Origin of the sequence: Yersinia sp. 1652 StPb PI (assembly GCF_041538345.1) — a bacterium.
Taxonomy (GTDB): Bacteria; Pseudomonadota; Gammaproteobacteria; order Enterobacterales; family Enterobacteriaceae; genus Yersinia; species Yersinia enterocolitica_E.
This window is the reverse complement of the sequence record NZ_JAULSM010000001.1, coordinates 3420331-3439374: the sequence shown is the minus strand read 5'-3', so window position 1 is coordinate 3439374 and position 19044 is coordinate 3420331. Positions and strand designations below refer to the sequence as shown.

Here is a 19044-nt window from a genome sequence, read left to right as displayed (position 1 = left end):
TTTTGATGGCTAACATGTTTGCCTTGATTTTAGCGATAGCAACACTGCTGACAGGGATTATCTGGTGCTTCGAGCGGTTTAAATGGGGACCGGCTCGCCAGGCAAAAATTGCGGCAGTTAATGCGCAAACTGCGGCGATCAAGGCACAAACGGGTTGTGCTGTAGATAATAAGACTTTAGCACAGGCGGCAAGGCAGCCTGGCTGGATAGAGACTTGTGCTTCAGTCTTCCCGGTGTTAGCTCTGGTATTTATCGTTCGTTCGTTTATTTACGAACCGTTCCAGATCCCTTCTGGTTCGATGATGCCAACGCTATTGATCGGTGACTTCATTCTGGTTGAGAAGTTTGCTTATGGTATTAAAGATCCCATCACGCAAACTACGCTGATCCCTACGGGACATCCAAAACGTGGTGATATCGCGGTATTTAAATATCCGCTCGATCCGCGTTTGGACTATATCAAGCGTGTAGTGGGCTTACCGGGTGACCGCGTTAGCTATAATCCAATCAGCAAGGAAGTGACGGTGCAGCCTGCATGTAATACCGGTACTTCTTGTGATAGTGCGTTGCCAATTACTTACAGTGCATCTGAGCCAAGCGATTTTGTGCAGACATTCCGCTATAGCGGCAATGGCGAGGCTTCTGCTGGCTTCTTCCAAATCCCGACAAATCAGGCAGTGCCTGATGGTGGGGTACGTTTGCGTGAGCGCACCGAAACTCTTGGGCCGGTGGCACACCATATTCTGACCGTCCCTGGGCGTCAGGAGCAGATAGGCGCTTATTATCAACAACCTAACCAGCCTTTAGGGGTTTGGGTGGTGCCGGAAGGTCACTATTTTATGATGGGCGACAACCGGGATAACAGTGCAGATAGCCGCTTCTGGGGGTTTGTGCCGGAACGTAATCTAGTTGGCAAGGCCACTGCTATTTGGATGAGTTTTGAAAAGCAAGAAGGTGAATGGCCAACGGGTGTTCGTTTAAGTCGAATTGGTGGAATCCATTAGTATCGGCTATACCCAGATGGTGGAGTTGCAGCCAGGTAGCAAACGAGCACATCCCGATGAACCGACAAAAGTCAGTAATTCGGGTGACAAATCTGCTGGGAGTAGATTTGAACGCCGCTAGCACTGCTGCAACTTCAAGTAAGCAGGGTATTTAAACGCAGCATTATATTTCCACTCGTTGTAGAATAACCCTTCGAGCGATAAAAGTTGGCTTCTTTATGGGAGCCACTGCAAACGAAACAGTTTTGTCCTGCAATATTGGCGGATCAGACCTGTTCCGTATGCTGTAGTTTTTGACGCATTCTTGATCTATTGGTAACTCATGAACCCCATCGTAATAAACAGGCTACAGCGGAAGCTGGGCTACACTTTTCAACAGCAGGAGCTCTTGCTGCAAGCACTGACTCATCGTAGCGCCAGTAGCAAACACAATGAGCGTTTGGAGTTCCTGGGTGACTCTATATTAAGTTTCGTTGTTGCCAATGAGCTGTATCGTCGCTTTCCCCGTGTCGATGAAGGGGACATGAGTCGGATGCGTGCCACATTGGTTAGAGGAAATACACTCGCTGAAATGGCCCGTGAATTTGACCTCGGTGAATGTTTACGCCTTGGGCCGGGTGAATTGAAAAGTGGTGGTTTCCGTCGCGAATCAATTTTGGCGGATACAGTAGAAGCCTTAATTGGCGGTATATTCTTAGATAGCGATATTCATATGATTGAACGGCTGATTCTCGACTGGTATCGCAGTCGGTTGGAAGAAATCAGCCCTGGTGATAAGCAGAAAGACCCGAAAACGCGCTTGCAAGAATATTTGCAAGGCCGTCATCTGCCATTGCCCTCTTATCTGGTTGTGCAGGTTCGCGGAGAAGCACATGACCAGGAATTTACTATCCACTGCCAGGTGAGTGGCTTGAATGAACCGGTAATAGGTACCGGCTCAAGTCGCCGTAAAGCTGAGCAGGCGGCAGCGGAACAAGCGCTGAAACAGTTGGAGCTTGAATGAGCGAAGTAGAAAAAACGTATTGTGGTTTTATTGCAATTGTAGGTCGCCCGAATGTGGGTAAATCTACTTTGCTAAATGAACTGTTGGGGCAAAAAGTCTCCATCACTTCACGTAAACCACAAACCACACGCCACCGTATTATGGGGATCCATACTGAAGGGCCTTATCAGGCCATTTATGTTGATACCCCGGGGCTGCATATTGAAGAAAAACGCGCGATTAACCGCTTAATGAATCGCGCGGCAAGCAGCTCTCTCGGTGATGTGGAATTAGTGATTTTTGTAGTCGAAGGCACCAATTGGACTGCCGACGATGAAATGGTCGTTAATAAGCTGCGCAGTTTACAATGCCCGGTATTATTGGCGATCAACAAAGTTGATAACGTAACAGACAAAACCAAGCTGTTGCCCCATATTCAGTTCTTAAGTAAGCAGATGAATTTCTTGGACGTCGTACCAATCTCTGCCGAGAAAGGGATGAACGTGGATACCATCGCTGGCATCGTGCGCAAGCTTATGCCGGAAGCGGGTCATCATTTCCCGGAAGATTATATCACTGACCGCTCTCAGCGTTTTATGGCGTCAGAAATCATTCGCGAAAAGTTGATGCGCTTCTTGGGTGAGGAATTACCTTACTCAGTAACAGTTGAAATTGAACAGTTTGTCCCAAATGAGCGCGGTGGTTATAACATCCATGGGCTGATTTTGGTTGAACGCGAAGGCCAGAAGAAAATGGTCATCGGTAATAAAGGTTCGAAAATCAAGACCATTGGTATTGAAGCCCGTCAGGACATGGAACAAATGTTCGAAGCAAAAGTGCATCTTGAGCTGTGGGTGAAAGTGAAATCAGGCTGGGCAGATGACGAACGTGCATTGCGCAGCTTAGGCTATACCGACGATCTGAAGTAAGACTCGCCAATGGACGGTTGGCAACGCGCATTTGTCCTGCATGGGCGACCCTATAGTGAAACCAGTTTGATGCTGGATTTATTTACTGAAGGGGAAGGTCGCATGCGGGTGCTGGCCAAAGGTGCGCGGGGTCGCCGCTCCAATCTAAAAGGCTGCTTGCAGCCTTTTACGCCATTATTGGTTCGCTGGACCGGGCGTGGTGAAGTTAAAACCTTACGCAGTGCTGAGCCAGTATCACTGGCTCTTCCATTGACTGGCTCTATGTTGTATAGCGGTTTATATGTCAATGAGCTGCTTTCCCGCGTGTTAGAACATCAAACCAATTACTCTGCTTTATTCTTCGATTATCTGCATTGCTTACAGGCTTTGGCAGGCAGTGATGGATCGCCCGAATATGCCCTGCGCCAGTTTGAATTGGCGATATTGGCTCATCTTGGCTATGGTGTGGATTTTCTCCACTGTGCGGGGAGTGGTCAGCCGGTGTCAGAGACCATGACCTACCGCTATCGGGAAGAAAAAGGATTTATCGCCAGCTTGGTGGTTGATCACTATAGCTTTACTGGCCGCCAATTATCGGCTTTGGCTAACCGTGAATTTCCTGATGCCGATACTTTACGTGCAGCCAAGCGCTTCACCCGCATCGCCCTCAAACCCTATTTGGGGGGTAAACCGTTAAAAAGTCGCGAACTGTTTCGTCAGTTTGTGATTAAGCCACCAGCGGATCCAGTGCCGTAGTAGCAATACCTTCATGTTTTAAACTGCCCATCATCAACTTTCCCGTACAGTTACCTATCCGCTGACAGTCTAGTCGGTGTAAACTGCAAGGCACTTATGCGTTTAAGGGCCGGTTTTTGCGTGCTCATTGACCTATTAAAGATGCATCCATATCTGGAGGGCTGTCATGGCTGATTTGTTGTTGGGCGTCAATATCGATCACATTGCGACATTACGAAATGCACGTGGGACCATTTACCCCGACCCTGTTCAGGCCGCGTTTATTGCCGAGCAAGCGGGTGCCGACGGTATTACCGTGCATTTACGTGAAGATCGCCGCCATATCACTGATCGAGATGTACGCATCTTGCGCCAAACTATCCAGACCCGCATGAATCTGGAGATGGCGGTTACCGATGAAATGGTTGATATTGCTTGTGAGTTACAACCGCACTTTTGCTGTCTGGTGCCGGAAAAACGCCAAGAAGTTACCACCGAAGGCGGGCTAGATGTTGCCGGTCAACTCGATAAAATGACCATTGCGGTGAGTCGATTATCTGAGGCCGGTATTCTGGTGTCACTGTTTATCGATCCCGATATGCGCCAGATTGATGCAGCCGTTACCGTGGGTGCCCCTTATATTGAAATCCACACCGGTGCGTACGCAGATGCCACCACCGATTTGGTGCGTCAAGCTGAATTAGTGCGTATCACCAAAGCTGCGACCTATGCCGCAGGCAAAGGGTTGAAAGTGAATGCCGGTCATGGCCTGACCTATCACAATGTGCAACCAATCGCAGCCTTACCAGAGATTCATGAGCTGAATATCGGCCATGCAATTATTGGTCAGGCCGTAATGACGGGCCTTGCAGCTGCCGTTACTGAGATGAAAGTATTAATGCGGGAAGCGCGTCGTTAATGGCGATTTTGGGGTTAGGCACTGATATTGTTGAAATTTCAAGGATTGAAGCGGTGGTGGAGCGCAGTGGCGAAAAACTGGCGCGGCGTATCCTTAGCCCATCGGAATGGCAGCACTATCAGCAGCATCAGCAGCCAATTCGTTTTCTGGCAAAACGCTTTGCCGTTAAAGAGGCCGCGGCCAAGGCATTTGGTACTGGTATTCGTAATGGCTTGGCATTTAATCAGTTTGAAGTTGTTAACGATGCACTGGGTAAGCCGACGCTGCGTTTACATCAGCGCGCGGCAGAATTGGCCGCTGAGCTGGGTGTTAAATCCTTACATGTAACGTTGGCCGATGAACGGCGTTATGCCTGCGCGACCGTAATTATTGAAAGCTAGGCCCGTTTTAGCCGCGAATAGTGGTGAAAGAGAGCAGGGGCGTGCATGCGAATGCCGCCCTTTTTGTTATGCGCGAGTATATTGTTGGTATTAAAAACGAGTCTTGCTGCGGGGATTACAAACGTTCGGCGTGATGCAGTTGGACAAACTTATCCCACAATTGTTCGTTACTCTCAACCCAGGCAGGATCGATAGCAATCGTATTATCGATAGGACAGACCAACTGGCAGGTTGGTGTTTCGTAATGACCGACACATTCCGTACAGCGCATCGGATCAATCTGATAGATCTCTGCACCCATGGAAATTGCCTCATTAGGGCATTCCGGCTCGCACATGTCGCAATTAATACATTTACGAGTGATCAACAGGGCCATGCTTTCTCTTACCTTAGGTCGGGTATTCTCAACTGCGGGGGATTATACCCCTCTGGTATCCTTAGACCAGTTTTTTTACCAGTGCCGCACTGTGCTTAATATGATCCTGCGCGCTTTCCAAGTCTTGTTGGATCATCGCCATAAATAATAGATCAGTCAGAGCATATTGCGCGGTACTTGAGGAGATCGCGGCACTGCGAATCGCGGGTTCTTCCGAAATGGTATATAAGCAATGATCGGCACGTTGCTGCAAACTGTTGGGGGAAAAACTGGTCAATGCCAGCACTTTGGCACCACAACGCTGTGCTTCTTCAGCCGCCAGATTTATCTCACGGCGTTCGCCGCTAAATGAGATAGCCAGCAGTAAATCCCGTGCATCCAATGCTTGTACTGCGGCCAGTTGTGCATGCATATCGGTTTCGGAGACCGCCATAATGCCTATTTTCAGTAACTTATAAGCCAGATCTTTTGCCACCAGCCCCGAAGCACCAATACCGGTTAGAATAATCCGTCGTGCCGACAATAACATCTCTAATGCTTGCGTAAGTCGTTCTTCACTATTGATATCCAAGGTGGCCCGTAGTGCTGCGGCTTTCTCGCTCAGGAGTTTTTCCCCAACGATTTTTAAACTGTCAGTGCTCAAGATCTGATTATGCAGTGTCACTGCCTGTGCCGGGGCCGCGACAATTTCACTCAGGGCCAGTTTTAGCGCCGGGAAGCCTTTATAGCCTAATTTTTGGGCAAACTTAACCACTGCAGATTGGCTAACCCCGGTTTGCAGCGCCAACTTTTGCGAACTAAGATGACGTGCCTGCTCAGGATTAGTGAGCAGAAAATCGGCTAACTTACGGTCATTTTGTGCCAGCGTTGGATAAAGCTGACGAATGCGAAGAAGACTACTCATAAATCAGTTCCTGAATGCGGGAGAGCTTAATAATACCCGGAAAGACTCAAGATAAAGGGCAAGTGATGGAGCATAGCACCCTTTTTTGCTGATCATTCGATGAATGGCGCAAGAAAATAGTCGCTTTATAGAATATAATATTCAATTATATATTATATTTTATGAATTAAATATTCAAAGAGGAACATGTCATGAATCTAGGAGCATTGATTTCAGAAAGTCGTAATCCGGCCACGATGGAGCTGGATAAGCTCTCTACGCTCGAAATGTTGACCTGCTTTAATGATGAAGATCGCAAAGTGCCGGAGGCCATTCGTTTGGTGTTACCGGCTATCGCTCAAGCGGTAGATTTAGCCGCGGAGTCCTTAAAGCAAGGTGGGCGGCTCATTTATCTGGGGGCCGGTACCAGTGGTCGGCTCGGCGTGCTGGATGCTTCCGAATGCCCACCGACCTTTGGTGTGCCTCATGGCAGGGTGATTGGTCTAATTGCCGGTGGCCCGGGTGCTTTATTCAAAGCGGTGGAAGGTGCTGAGGATGATATCGCGCTCGGTGTGCGGGATCTGCAAGATTTAAAGCTGACGGCAACTGATATGGTGGTCGGGCTGGCAGCTTCTGGTCGCACGCCTTATGTCATCGGTGCGCTACGTTATGCCCGCCAACTTGGGTGCCCAACGGCGGCTATTTCTTGTAACCCAGACTCTCCTATCGCGCAAGAAGCTCAGGTTGCGATTTCACCGGTAGTAGGGCCGGAAGCCCTCACTGGTTCTACGCGTATGAAGTCGGGCACCGCGCAGAAGTTGGTACTGAATATGCTATCCACTGGGGCGATGGTGAGACTGGGTAAGGTTTATCAAAATCTGATGGTAGATGTGAAAGCGACTAACGTGAAGTTGGTTGATCGCGCTTGTCGTATTGTGGTTGAAGCCACCGGGGCCAGCCGTGCAGAGGCTGAAAATGCCTTATCACAAACCGAGTTTAACGTAAAACCAGCCATTTTGATGATTCTGAAAGGCGTGAGTGCCGAGCAGGCTCGCCAGGATCTACAGCAACATAATGGCTATTTGCGTGCAGCATTGTAAGACGCACCCTCAGGGGATTAGCACTCGTTGGTAATTGGCCTCGATGCCGCAGGCAAAGTGATGTTGTATTTAGTCGCGATGATTGTCACCATACTTGCAGGTTTCATATTTAACTGGTTTATGGGATTCAATGATCCTGAGGAGTAACGTTTGAGCGCAGAGCAGGCCACATCGACCTTTGAGCAAACTGACAGTAACCGCGAGGGGACGGCCGAGGCATTATCAGAAAACGCCAAACGCATTGTCTTCTTTGATCTGGATGGCACGTTGCATCAACAGGACATGTTTGGCAGTTTTTTGCGTTTTTTGTTGCGACATTTACCGCTAAATCTGTTGCTGGTGGTCCCATTATTGCCGGTGATTGGGCTGGGATTGCTGCAGGGCGGTCGTTGCGCTCGTTGGCCAATGAGCCTGTTACTGTGGGCGATAACCTTCGGTCGGCGCGAAGCGCATTTGAAAGATTTGGAATTACGTTTTGTGAATGATTTTCGCCAAAAAGTTACCGAATTTCCCGTGGTCGTGATGCGTTTGCGCCAATATCTGGAGAGCCATGACGCACAGGTATGGTTGATAACTGGCTCGCCGCAACGGCTGGTGGAACAGGTTTATCATGATTCGGCGTTTATTCACCGTTTGCGGTTGGTCGGTAGCCGCATGGCGCGGCGTAATGGCGGCTGGGTGCTACCTCTGCGCTGTTTGGGGCCAGAGAAAGTGGTGCAACTGGAACAGCGTTTGGGATCGCCGCTGAAACTTTATAGCGGATACTCGGACAGTAAGCAGGATAACCCGCTATTGTATTTTTGCGAGCATCGCTGGCGGGTCAGTAAAAGCGGCGAATTACAGCAATTAGAATAAACGCCCATTGCAGTCATTCGCCATTTTAAGTGGTTGTGGCTCTAGTGTGTGACGTCATTATCATGGTGGCCGAGCCGCCATATTCGTTCGGCATGCCGACCCAGTAACCACAAGCTAATGCCGAGCAGCAGGAAGAAGATAGTTTTCGGCATCGCATCCCAGAAGAACTCAAAGAAACGGGTATACAAGTTGATGGCCAAAAATGTCAGGCCGAAGCCGCGCAACATGGCATCATCTCGTTTTAGTCCCAGCCAAATAGCGACGCTGGCGGCAATGGCAAACAATAGACTCCAATGCAGCAACTCTATCTGGCGCACCTGATACCAATAGTCCAGGTCACCGTAATTGCCAAAAATAGACAATAACCACAGGGCAATAAACAGATAAAGCAGCCCCATCGCCTGTGACACCCGATCTAGCCGACGTTGTGCCAACTGCGGTTGCAACACCAGTGCCGCTGCACAAAGTAGCAGGCCAAAAGCAATAAAGCGTATCGGGTAGCTCATTCCCAGCCAGTAGGCGCCCCAACCGGACAAATAGCCAGTTTCTGCCCCAAACGCATTACCCAGTGACAGCAAGGCAAATAGCCATACTAATGGCGCACGACCAAACCAGCCCACCACACCATAGATGACGGTACCCAACAGCAGTAATACTGAGATGCGACCACTACCATTATCCAGCCACTCACCGAGTTGGCCGATGGCGGCTGCGGTAAATATTACGCCGAGAAAGAGTACGGCTTCATTACTGTAAATCTTACTGGGATCTCGCCGGCGGCGGTTAAAGCCCCAGCCGTAAAATGCGGCGGCCAATATCGCCGTGACCACCACCCGCACCGGGGGATCAAAGCGGAAAAACTGGCTTATCCAGTTGAGTAAGAAAGTATCAGCCATCAGGCTGCCAATGGCGATAACCAGCGAAGCCAGTGCGGCAAGAAAGGCGTAACCGGCTAATCTGCGCCAGTCAAACGGTTGAACATCAATATTCTGTAACAGACGTTGATGCTCTTCCTCAGGGATAACGCCTTCACTGGCCCATCCATTCAGGGTTTTACGTACTACCGCGGCATTTTTCTTGCTGAGCTTCATGTAGCTGGCTTCCATATGCTGATAATTTATATCAGGAATGATTTATATCCTGCCGGAACATTAACCGATCATTATGGACTGAGCTACTTTATATTGGAGATAGCGGGTATAGCGGTTGTCGCTGGCTGTGTATAATGCACGCCGCCAAAGTACCAGAGAGGTTAATGTGTCTGCTGATAAAAGTTTGTTTTCTGAATTTGATTTACCTGCTGAATACAGTGATGAGTACTGGATGCTACGGGCGTTGACGCTGGCTCTGCGGGCACAAGAAGAGGGAGAAGTCCCGGTTGGCGCGGTGTTAGTGCTGGGCAACCAGGTGATTGGCGAAGGGTGGAATAAGTCTATTCGCGATAACGACCCTACCGCTCATGCAGAAATCATGGCGCTACGGCAAGGCGGGCAGGTGGTGCAGAACTATCGTCTGCTGGAAGCCACGCTATATGTGACGCTGGAGCCATGCGTAATGTGTGCCGGAGCCATGATACACAGCCGGATCCGTCGCTTGGTCTATGGGGCCAATGATTTAAAAACCGGTGCTGCCGGTTCGCTGGTGGATATCTTGCGCCATCCGGGGATGAATCATCAAATAGAGGTCAGTGCCGGGGTACTGGCACAGACGTGTTCCCACCAATTAAGTGCTTTTTTCCGCCTACGACGTGAGCAGCAAAAGGCGTTGAAACTCGCGCGGCAGCCATGATTCGGCCCATCCGTGGGCCTTGCGTCTAGGATGCGGTGGTTGGCAGCATCTTGAAATCTATTAGGTAGTTACGTGTTTTCGCATCATGTTAGTTATTGATTGACCAGCCTGGGCCGACAACCGGATAAGCTTTACCCAGTTCAGCTTCGATAGCGGCATGTTGGGCTGCTTTTTTCTCTCTTTCCTGCAAATATCCCACCAGACTGACCTGATAACGACGGATGTTTTCGACATAGTTATAAGCCTCATGGCCACGGGCGTAGCCATAAGTGGTACTTGGGTAGTAGCGCTTTTGACTCAACATCGGTAGGCGCATTTTTACATCAACCCAACTGTCTGGATTACCATTCTGATTTTTAGTCAGGCGACGAGCATCCAGCATATGACCATAACCCAGATTATAGGCGGCCAGCGCGAACCAGATGCGCTCATCTTCTGGAATACTCTCCGGCACTTTTTGCATTAACCGCTGCAAGTAAATGGAGCCACCTTTAATACTCTCCTCAGGATCAACCCGGTCTTTAACCCCTAAACCATTTGCTGTGGCGCGGGTTAGCATCATTAACCCCCGCACGCCAGTCGGTGAGGTGGCTTGTGGGTTCCAATGGGATTCCTGATAAGCAATTGCCGCCAGCAGTTTCCAGTCAATTTCCCCGGCATGTTTTTCAAACAAGGATTGGAAAGAGGGCAACACACTGTCGATGGCTGACAGGAATGTTTTGGTATCGACATAATCAAAGCTACCGACATGGCCGAGATATTTTTCCTCCAGCCGCGCCAGACTACCGTCTTCAACCATCTCGCTGTAGAAATCGAGCATGGCGGCATACAGGCTATCATCGTCCCCCTTCTGGAAATACCAGGTTACTGGCTCTTCATCCGTAACATCAAAGGCAACCGCTAATTGCGGATGGATGCGTTGCAGTAGGGCAATGGTCACCGAATCACCCAGGGTATAGTCAAGTTTGCCGTCCGCGACCTGTTCCAGTAACTCTTTGCCAGAACGATCAACGGATGATCCCCAGTTAAGATCGGGATATTTGCTCTGCTTAAGTTGTTTGAGGGTGGTCATATGGGCTGATCCAGAGGCGACAATCAATTGGCCCTTCAGATCACTGAATGATTTTGGCCGTGGTTTACCCAATCGGTATACTAACTGTTGCGAGACTGAATAATAGGCAGGGCCGGTACGCGCCCGATTAAGACGCTCACGGTTATAAATTAGCCCGGCAGCCAGCATGTCTGCATCATCGTTATCAAGTGCATCAAACAAGTCATCAATATTATGATGAGGGGTAATGACGAGCTTAACCCCCAGATAGTCCGCAAAACGGTTGGCTAGCTCATAGTCAAGACCGGAAGGGCCATCCTTTCCGGTAAAGTAGATAAGTGGTGAGCTAATCGTGCTAACACGTAGCTCGCCACGGGCTTTTATACGGTCTAGTTGTCCTTCTTGACTACTGCGCCAGGGAATATTGGGCCACAGCGCGAGGGCCAGAAGTAAGGCAACTACACCGATAACAAAGTAATTTAATTTTATGCGCGTCAAATAGTTATCTCTCGGCAGCGCTCTTTATCTGTGTGTTGTGAAGTAAGAATCGACATGGTTAAAACCCCAGTGGAGTGGCATTTTGCGCAACAAATCGTCAGTGTGCAACTTTATTGCGAGCTTATTTATTCAGTATTGGTGTTCTATAGATAACGACAATTTCTGACTCAATTATTAATAATAGCTACGCAAACGGTTTCGTCGGAGGCGTAGATTCACTATAATGCCCGCGTTTTCCCCTGTTTTGCGCCAATAAATGCTGCGCCCAATGAAGTGCTGTTCCAGTCGCTTCGAAGAGAGAGAAACTTAGATTATGGAAATACTGCGTGGTTCGCCCGCTTTGTCGGCTTTTCGTATTACCAAACTGCTGTCCCGTTGCCTGGATGCTCACCTTTTGGTGAGTGATATCTACGCCGAATATGTTCACTTTGCCGATGTTAGCGCTCCGTTAAGTGCTGATGAACACGCCAGGCTCCAACGGCTGCTTAAGTATGGACCCTCTCTCCCTGAACACGCGCCAGAAGGGCGTTTGTTACTGGTTACGCCAAGGCCGGGGACCATTTCTCCGTGGTCTTCCAAAGCGACGGATATTGCACACAACTGTGCGTTGCCACAGGTTCTGCGTCTGGAACGTGGCCTGGCTTTCTATATTCAAGGCCCAGACCTGAATGAAAACCAATGGCAACAATTGTCGGCGCTGCTGCATGACCGCATGATGGAAACGGTATTCACCGATTTGCAGCAAGCAGAGCAGTTATTCTCTCATCATCAACCCGCCCCAGTACAACGGGTGGATATCTTGGCGCAGGGCCGCAGTGCACTGGAGCTGGCTAATATTAAGCTGGGCCTGGCTCTTGCTCCAGATGAAATTGACTATTTGCTGGCCGCCTTTACCGGTCTGGGGCGTAACCCGACCGATATTGAGCTGTATATGTTTGCTCAGGCAAACTCTGAGCATTGTCGGCATAAAATCTTTAATGCAGATTGGATAATTGACGGTGTTTCTCAGCCTAAAACACTGTTTAAAATGATCAAAAATACCTTTGAACACACACCGGATTACGTATTGTCAGCCTATAAAGACAATGCGGCGGTGATGGAAGGTTCTCAGGTCGGGCGCTTCTTTGCTGCACCTGATAATGGCGTTTATGATTACCATCAGGAAGCGGCGCATATCCTGATGAAAGTAGAAACTCATAACCACCCGACGGCAATTTCACCCTGGCCGGGTGCTGCTACCGGGTCTGGTGGCGAAATCCGTGATGAAGGTGCTACCGGGCGTGGTGCTAAACCTAAAGCCGGTTTGGTGGGTTTCTCTGTTTCTAACCTGCGTATTCCCGGTTTTGAACAACCGTGGGAAGAGAATTTCGGTAAGCCGGATCGTATTGTGACTGCGCTGGATATCATGACCGAAGGTCCACTGGGCGGCGCGGCCTTTAACAACGAATTTGGCCGTCCGGCGCTGCTGGGCTACTTCCGTACTTATGAAGAGCGCGTCAACAGTCATAACGGCACTGAGTTACGTGGCTACCACAAGCCGATCATGTTGGCTGGTGGCATCGGTAATATTCGGGCCGACCATGTACAAAAAGGCGAGATAACGGTCGGTGCCAAGCTGGTGGTGCTCGGCGGCCCGTCGATGAATATCGGTCTGGGTGGCGGCGCGGCCTCTTCCATGGCATCGGGTCAGTCAGATGCGGATCTGGATTTTGCTTCGGTACAACGTGATAACCCGGAAATGGAACGCCGCTGTCAGGAAGTGATTGACCGTTGCTGGCAGTTAGGTGACCACAACCCGATTCTATTTATTCATGACGTCGGTGCAGGCGGTTTGTCTAATGCCATGCCAGAACTGGTCAGTGATGGTGGTCGTGGCGGCCGTTTTGAGCTGCGTGACATCCTCAATGATGAGCCGGGCATGAGCCCGCTGGAAGTGTGGTGTAACGAGTCTCAGGAGCGTTATGTTCTGGCTGTTGCCCCCGCGCAGATGGCTCAGTTTGATGAAATTTGTCGCCGTGAACGTGCGCCCTATGCCGTTATAGGTGAAGCCACTGAAGAAAAACATCTGACACTGAATGACCGCCACTTCGATAATCAACCAATTGACATGCCTTTGGATGTCTTGCTGGGTAAAACGCCGAAGATGCTGCGTGATGTCACCCGCCTTCAGGCACTGGGTGATGCATTGCAACGTGCTGAGATAAGCATCGCTGATGCGGTCAAACGGGTGATGCATTTACCGGCAGTGGCAGAGAAAACCTTCTTGATTACCATCGGTGACCGTAGTGTGACCGGCATGGTGACACGTGATCAAATGGTTGGCCCGTGGCAGATTCCGGTGGCCGACTGTGCGGTTACCAGTGCCAGTCTGGACAGCTACTATGGTGAAGCGATGTCATTGGGTGAACGTGCGCCAGTGGCATTGCTGGACTTTGCCGCCTCAGCCCGCCTGGCGGTAGGCGAAGCACTGACCAATATCGCGGCCACTCAGATTGGTGAGCTAAAGCGCATTAAACTGTCAGCTAACTGGATGTCAGCAGCCGGTCATCCGGGTGAAGATGCCGGTTTGTACGAGGCGGTGCGTGCGGTGGGCGAAGAGCTATGTCCTGCGCTGGAGATTACCATCCCGGTGGGCAAAGACTCCATGTCGATGAAAACTCGCTGGCAGGAAGGTGATGAGCAGCGCGAAATGACCTCGCCGCTCTCTCTGGTCATTACTGCTTTCGCCCGTATCGAAGATGTTCGCCATACGGTGACACCACAGCTACGCACTGATAAAGGCGATAACGCGCTGTTACTGATTGATTTAGGTGCCGGCCACAATGCTCTGGGTGCAACTGCCCTGACGCAAGTCTACCGCCAGTTAGGTGATAAACCTGCTGATGTGCGCGATGTACAGCAACTGGCTGGTTTCTTTAATGCGATGCAGCACTTAGTGGCCTCTCAGGCATTACTGGCCTATCACGATCGCTCTGACGGCGGCTTACTGGTGACACTGGCTGAAATGGCCTTTGCCGGTCACTGTGGGGTGCAGGTTGATATTCACACCTTGGGTGATGACGCGCTGGCGGCGCTGTTTAATGAAGAGCTGGGAGCAGTGATTCAGGTACGTGCTGAACAGCGTGCTGAGGTGGAAAAAGTTCTGGCAGACCACGGTCTGGCAAACTGTATTCACTATCTGGGCCGTGCTGTTGAGGGTGATAGCTTCGATATTCGCAGTGGTACTGAGGTGGTATACCGCGAGAAACGCAGTACTCTGCGCTTGTGGTGGGCAGAAACTACCTGGCAAATGCAGCGCCTGCGTGATAACCCTGATTGTGCTGATCAAGAGCATCAAGCTAAACAGGTTGAAACTGATCCGGGCCTGAATGCCCAACTGACCTTTGATCCCGCAGAAGATATTGCCGCACCTTATATCATCAAACAGGTACGGCCAAGAGTGGCAGTCTTGCGTGAGCAGGGGGTTAACTCCCACGTTGAAATGGCAGCTGCCTTCCATCGTGCTGGTTTTGATGCAATCGACGTGCACATGAGTGACCTGCTGGCTGGCCGAACTGATTTGCAATCGTTCCAGACCTTAGTGGCCTGTGGTGGTTTCTCTTACGGTGATGTGCTGGGCGCGGGTGAAGGTTGGGCAAAATCGATACTGTTTAACAACCGGGTTCGTGATGAGTTTGAAGCTTTCTTCCATCGCCCAGAAACATTGGCATTGGGGGTCTGCAACGGTTGTCAGATGATGTCTAATCTGCGTGAACTTATTCCGGGAGCCGAACATTGGCCACGCTTTGTCCGCAACCTGTCTGATCGCTTTGAAGCGCGCTTCAGTTTGGTTGAAGTGGCCAATAGTCCATCACTGTTTATGCAAGAGATGGCCGGATCTCGCCTGCCAATTGCTGTTTCTCACGGTGAAGGGCGAGTCGAAGTGCGTGATGCGGCCCATCTGGCGCTGCTTGAGCAGAACAATCTGGTGGCATTGCGCTTTGTGAATAATCAGGGTGAGGTGACCGAGGTTTATCCGGCTAACCCAAATGGTTCTGCTAACGGTATCACTGCGGTGACGAGTGCCAGTGGACGGGCAACGGTGATGATGCCACACCCAGAGCGGGTCTTCCGCACCGTCAGTAACTCCTGGCATCCAGAAGAGTGGGGCGAAGATAGCCCGTGGATGCGTATGTTCCGTAATGCGCGTAAGCAATTGGGTTAAGTGAATCGGCTTTGATTGTGATAACAGGGGCATCAGTTGATGCCCCTTTTTTACGCATGCTGATAAGGGTTTAAGATATATTCATTTATCTTTTATAACTTGAGTCATACCCAGTGGTCTGATTCGCTAGTGTCATATGAAAGGTTTTGCTAGAAATCTGGTGGTTGGTCGCCAATCCTGTAACAACCAATCGATAGTTTCCAGGTGGTAAGTTCACTAAAAACAAGGTCATATTCTTAGAGCGATTATCGATAAGTGTCGCGGTCTGTGTTTTCTCATCATCATATTGATCATAGAGATAGGTCGTAATTAGTAGGTGATCAAGCGTTGTTACCGTCATCGGTATCTCAGCCAAACTGTTTTCGAGCCAATAATGTGTTTGCACGCCATGTACGGAAAAATTATCAGTGAGAATATGACTATTATTTATCAGTATTGGTTTTACCCGTAAATCTTCAAGGGTTATGGGTTGTGCCATTGCAGATAAATTGATCAACATAATGTTGGCGAGAATCATAAGACTGATTTTCATATGAGTACCTTCCTAATGATAAGTTGTGAAACTCCAAGGCAGATACCTGTAAATCACCTTATGGGCATAAACAATTGCCAGTGTTTTCTTTTGCTGCATTTTGGCGGTTTCTTGTCGGTACCTGAGCCAGGTAATCAACGTGACTCATTCTTGTAAATTATTAAACATCATAATTTATAAAGTAATAATGATTTAAACAGCATGCTTCCAAAGGGAAGAGTAACCGGCAGCCAAAAGATGCACGGATAATTAAATGCCATTATGTTTTTTAATTTACTGATTTTAAATGGTTTTATTATTTTGTCGGTAAATTGCGACAATAGCCTTGTAACCTGTCTCAAATAGGAGACATATAAGCAGTTGATTTACATCATTTTTATTTAATAAGAGGATTGCTGTCGGGGATTGGCGACAAAACAGCAGTAATTGATGCAAGTTGGCGGGCATTACGTGGATAATAATCGGTATGATAAGTTTATTTTTCTTTTAAATCATGGTTTTAATTTATTTTTAATAAACTTGGCACGCAAGCTGCATTATTACTTACAGTTGCTCATTCAACTTATTATGATAGTCCCGCAGTTAAGCGGAATATGCGCTTCATAAATCATCGAATGATGCCTAAGACTGGTACCTATCGTCCACCAAACCGATATCGTGTGAATTCACTTTATCAAACATCGGACGACACGTTGAGTGAGGTACCGCCTATGTCCTGCTGTGATGAATGGTTCATCAATTTTGGACATGTTTGGATGCTATTCGTCTCATCCTCCCGATGATTGCTTCGGCTTCATCAAACTGGAGACGATGCTTAAGGGCATCCACATATTCTGCGACGGGGCAATTTATTGCCCCGTTGTCACATCTATACCCGCCATACTTCAAGCTGCATGTGCGCTGGCCGCCTCCCGCAACTCGAATTATTTAGGGTATATTATGGTCAAAGATAAGCTACGCTCTCCGTTTTTACTGCAAATAACAATAAAAGCAGGTCTGATGATGATTCTGACGATAATGGATAAGCCGCATTAATTAAAAGCACTTAGCTCAAAGCCAGGTGCTTTTTTTTTATCTCAATCAAGAGACGTTGTTCCTGGTACATACCCAATAGATTTCAAGTTGCGGGCAGGCGGAAAACGAGATACAAATCGGTCGGGAACCGATTTGAACAGCATTTATGCTCGCCCGCAGGGTGAGGCTCATTAATCCCGATGAGCTGACATAAGTCAGTGATTCGGGTTATTGAGTGCAACCAACACACCTGCAACTTAAAAAATGACGGGTAATTGTGCCACAAGCATTGTAATCCTCACGCAGTCAGTTAGCATCACCACAGCATGATAGGTAATGAGATGATTTCGTTGAAAAGATGGCGTTTATTTCCCCGTTCTTTACGTCAATTGGTACTCATGGCATTTCTGTTGGTGCTGCTACCTTTATTGGTGCTGGCATACCAGGCTTATCAAAGCCTTGACCACCTTAGCACGCAGGCGGCTGACATTAATCGTACTACGCTGGCAGATGCGCGGCGCAGTGAGGCGATGACCAGTGTGGCGCTCGAAATGGAGCGTAGTTATCGCCAGTACTGTGTATTAGATGATGCAACACTGGCAAAGTTATATCAGCATCAACGTAAACAGTACGCTCAAATGCTTGATACGCACGCCCCTATCCTGCCAGATGCCCGTTACTATCAGACTCTGAGCAGTTTACTGACACAACTTTCTGATATTAAATGTAAAAATAGTGGCCCGGAACAAAATGCGTCAACACTATTAGAGCAGTTTTCCCGCTCCAATGCCGAAATGGTACAGGCAACGCGCGATGTGATTTTCTCCCGCGGTCAGCAATTACAAAAAGATATTGCCGAACGTGGGCAATTCTTTGGTTGGCAATCCCTGTTGCTGTTTTTGGTCAGTGTGCTGTTAGTGGTGTTATTTACCCGGATGATAATTGGGCCGGTTAAAGGCATTGAGCGGATGATTAATCGCTTAGGTGAAGGGCGACCATTAGGTAATACGGCGCTATTTAAAGGGCCACGCGAGTTACGCTCACTGGCACAGCGTATTATTTGGCTCAGCGAGCGCTTAGCGTGGTTAGAGTCACAGCGCCACGAGTTTTTGCGCCACATCTCTCATGAATTGAAAACACCACTCGCCAGTATGCGCGAAGGGACCGAATTGTTAGCGGATGAGGTTGCCGGGCCATTGACGCAAGATCAAAAAGAAGTTGTGGCAATCCTTGATAACAGCAGCCGTCATTTGCAATTATTGATTGAGCAATTATTAGACTATAACCGTAAACTGGCAGATGGCCCCGGTGAACATGAGAATGTTGAACTGGCGGAAATGGTTGAGGATGTTATCTCAGCCCATAGTTTACCCGCACGGGCCAAGACTCTACATACTGAGACGGATCTGCAAGCGGACATTTGTTGGGCAGATCCGACATTATTAATGCGGGTATTGGATAATCTCTACTCCAATGCGGTGCACTATGGCGAGGAATCCGGTACCATTTGGATTCGCAGCCGTCGGGTGGATAACCGCGTACAAATTGATATTGCCAATACCGGGGCGCCGATCCCTATGTCCGAAGAAACCATGATATTTGAACCTTTTTATCAGGGAAGCCATCAGCGAAAAGGGGCCGTCAAAGGTAGTGGGTTGGGGCTGAGTATTGCTCAGGACTGCATCAGACGTATGCAGGGCGACTTGCAACTGGTGGCTGTTGATTACGCTGCGGTTTGCTTTCGTGTTGAATTGCCATTAACCGCCGAGAATGAATGAATAATGTACAAATGGTCTATGAGCAGCATTATTAAAA

Annotated in this window: 16 protein-coding genes and 1 pseudogene; 12 read left to right on the top strand and 5 right to left on the bottom strand. The window is 49.0% G+C overall.

Going from position 1 to position 19044, the window contains the following annotated elements:
• Positions 1–5: 5 nt before the first annotated feature.
• The 6 genes from lepB (at position 6) to acpS (ending at position 4928) form a co-directional block, all read left to right on the top strand.
• The gene (gene lepB, locus Q2T71_RS15615) at positions 6–1004 is read left to right on the top strand and encodes a signal peptidase I (protein ID WP_083163133.1); all 999 of its coding nucleotides are present in this window, start codon (positions 6–8) and stop codon (positions 1002–1004) included.
• A gap of 322 nt (positions 1005–1326) precedes the next feature.
• Complete coding sequence (gene rnc / locus Q2T71_RS15610; protein ID WP_083163135.1) at positions 1327–2007, top strand: ribonuclease III; 681 nt, start codon at positions 1327–1329, stop codon at positions 2005–2007.
• Positions 2004–2915, top strand: coding sequence for a GTPase Era (era, locus tag Q2T71_RS15605; RefSeq protein WP_083163137.1), 912 nt, complete (start codon positions 2004–2006; stop codon positions 2913–2915). The genes rnc and era overlap by 4 nt, the downstream gene beginning before the upstream one ends.
• A gap of 9 nt (positions 2916–2924) precedes the next feature.
• Positions 2925–3650 carry a DNA repair protein RecO gene (recO, locus tag Q2T71_RS15600; protein ID WP_083163139.1) on the top strand — a complete coding sequence of 242 codons (726 nt, stop codon included), beginning with the start codon at positions 2925–2927 and terminating at the stop codon, positions 3648–3650.
• A gap of 166 nt (positions 3651–3816) precedes the next feature.
• Complete coding sequence (gene pdxJ / locus Q2T71_RS15595; RefSeq protein WP_083163141.1) at positions 3817–4548, top strand: pyridoxine 5'-phosphate synthase; 732 nt, start codon at positions 3817–3819, stop codon at positions 4546–4548.
• Positions 4548–4928 carry a holo-ACP synthase gene (gene acpS, locus Q2T71_RS15590; RefSeq protein WP_083163143.1) on the top strand — a complete coding sequence of 127 codons (381 nt, stop codon included), beginning with the start codon at positions 4548–4550 and terminating at the stop codon, positions 4926–4928. Before pdxJ ends, acpS begins: the two co-directional genes overlap by 1 nt.
• A gap of 115 nt (positions 4929–5043) precedes the next feature.
• On the opposite strand, the gene Q2T71_RS15585 is transcribed toward acpS, so the two are convergent.
• A complete protein-coding gene (locus tag Q2T71_RS15585) occupies positions 5044–5304 on the bottom strand; it encodes a YfhL family 4Fe-4S dicluster ferredoxin (protein WP_032906988.1) in 261 nt (86 codons plus the stop codon).
• Between the two features lie 61 nt (positions 5305–5365).
• A complete protein-coding gene (locus tag Q2T71_RS15580; protein WP_372559695.1) occupies positions 5366–6208 on the bottom strand; it encodes a MurR/RpiR family transcriptional regulator in 843 nt (280 codons plus the stop codon).
• Between the two features lie 191 nt (positions 6209–6399).
• Between Q2T71_RS15580 and murQ the strand changes: the two genes are divergently transcribed.
• The 3 genes and pseudogenes from murQ to yfhb all read left to right on the top strand — a co-directional run bounded on the left by murQ (position 6400) and on the right by yfhb (position 8142).
• Positions 6400–7287: an N-acetylmuramic acid 6-phosphate etherase gene (gene murQ, locus Q2T71_RS15575; protein ID WP_372559694.1), complete on the top strand. Its 888-nt coding sequence runs from the start codon at positions 6400–6402 to the stop codon at positions 7285–7287.
• Between the two features lie 51 nt (positions 7288–7338).
• Positions 7339–7434, top strand: a pseudogene (locus tag Q2T71_RS15570) (PTS N-acetylmuramic acid IIB subunit / PTS N-acetylmuramic acid IIC subunit); the annotation flags it as partial.
• Positions 7435–7437: 3 nt separating this feature from the next.
• On the top strand, positions 7438–8142 hold the full coding sequence (yfhb, locus tag Q2T71_RS15565; protein ID WP_193784796.1) for a phosphatidylglycerophosphatase C: 705 nt from the start codon (positions 7438–7440) through the stop codon (positions 8140–8142).
• Between the two features lie 41 nt (positions 8143–8183).
• Here the strand turns inward: yfhb and Q2T71_RS15560 are convergent, their stop codons facing one another.
• Positions 8184–9233 (bottom strand): DUF2157 domain-containing protein, encoded by a 1050-nt coding sequence (locus tag Q2T71_RS15560; RefSeq protein WP_372559693.1) that lies wholly within the window; start codon positions 9231–9233, stop codon positions 8184–8186.
• A 127-nt stretch (positions 9234–9360) separates the two neighbouring features.
• Here Q2T71_RS15560 and tadA point away from each other — a divergent pair, with 127 nt between their 5' ends.
• Entirely contained in the window at positions 9361–9930 is a 570-nt protein-coding gene (gene tadA / locus Q2T71_RS15555; RefSeq protein WP_372559692.1) for a tRNA adenosine(34) deaminase TadA, read from the top strand.
• An 88-nt stretch (positions 9931–10018) separates the two neighbouring features.
• Here the strand turns inward: tadA and mltF are convergent, their stop codons facing one another.
• Positions 10019–11479, bottom strand: coding sequence for a membrane-bound lytic murein transglycosylase MltF (mltF, locus tag Q2T71_RS15550; RefSeq protein ID WP_372559691.1), 1461 nt, complete (start codon positions 11477–11479; stop codon positions 10019–10021).
• A gap of 313 nt (positions 11480–11792) precedes the next feature.
• Here mltF and purL point away from each other — a divergent pair, with 313 nt between their 5' ends.
• Positions 11793–15683 (top strand): phosphoribosylformylglycinamidine synthase, encoded by a 3891-nt coding sequence (gene purL, locus Q2T71_RS15545; RefSeq protein WP_372559690.1) that lies wholly within the window; start codon positions 11793–11795, stop codon positions 15681–15683.
• Between the two features lie 85 nt (positions 15684–15768).
• On the opposite strand, the gene Q2T71_RS15540 is transcribed toward purL, so the two are convergent.
• A complete protein-coding gene (locus Q2T71_RS15540) occupies positions 15769–16215 on the bottom strand; it encodes a hypothetical protein (RefSeq protein WP_372559689.1) in 447 nt (148 codons plus the stop codon).
• A gap of 1355 nt (positions 16216–17570) precedes the next feature.
• On the opposite strand from Q2T71_RS15540, the gene Q2T71_RS15535 reads away from it, so the two are divergent.
• Positions 17571–19007, top strand: a complete 1437-nt coding sequence (locus Q2T71_RS15535) for a sensor histidine kinase (protein WP_372559688.1) — start codon at positions 17571–17573, stop codon at positions 19005–19007.
• Positions 19008–19044: the final 37 nt, after the last annotated feature.

Excerpts from the sequence above, each read along its gene's own strand:
- lepB (WP_083163133.1), top strand. The coding sequence starts at position 6 with ATGGCTAACATGTTTGCCTTGATTTTAGCGATAGCAACACTGCTGACA.
- rnc (WP_083163135.1), top strand. The coding sequence starts at position 1,327 with ATGAACCCCATCGTAATAAACAGGCTACAGCGGAAGCTGGGCTACACT.
- era (WP_083163137.1), top strand. The coding sequence starts at position 2,004 with ATGAGCGAAGTAGAAAAAACGTATTGTGGTTTTATTGCAATTGTAGGT.
- recO (WP_083163139.1), top strand. The coding sequence starts at position 2,925 with ATGGACGGTTGGCAACGCGCATTTGTCCTGCATGGGCGACCCTATAGT.
- pdxJ (WP_083163141.1), top strand. The coding sequence starts at position 3,817 with ATGGCTGATTTGTTGTTGGGCGTCAATATCGATCACATTGCGACATTA.
- acpS (WP_083163143.1), top strand. The coding sequence starts at position 4,548 with ATGGCGATTTTGGGGTTAGGCACTGATATTGTTGAAATTTCAAGGATT.
- Q2T71_RS15585 (WP_032906988.1), bottom strand. The coding sequence starts at position 5,304 with ATGGCCCTGTTGATCACTCGTAAATGTATTAATTGCGACATGTGCGAG.
- Q2T71_RS15580 (WP_372559695.1), bottom strand. The coding sequence starts at position 6,208 with ATGAGTAGTCTTCTTCGCATTCGTCAGCTTTATCCAACGCTGGCACAA.
- murQ (WP_372559694.1), top strand. The coding sequence starts at position 6,400 with ATGAATCTAGGAGCATTGATTTCAGAAAGTCGTAATCCGGCCACGATG.
- Q2T71_RS15560 (WP_372559693.1), bottom strand. The coding sequence starts at position 9,233 with ATGAAGCTCAGCAAGAAAAATGCCGCGGTAGTACGTAAAACCCTGAAT.
- purL (WP_372559690.1), top strand. The coding sequence starts at position 11,793 with ATGGAAATACTGCGTGGTTCGCCCGCTTTGTCGGCTTTTCGTATTACC.
- Q2T71_RS15540 (WP_372559689.1), bottom strand. The coding sequence starts at position 16,215 with ATGAAAATCAGTCTTATGATTCTCGCCAACATTATGTTGATCAATTTA.
- Q2T71_RS15535 (WP_372559688.1), top strand. The coding sequence starts at position 17,571 with ATGATTTCGTTGAAAAGATGGCGTTTATTTCCCCGTTCTTTACGTCAA.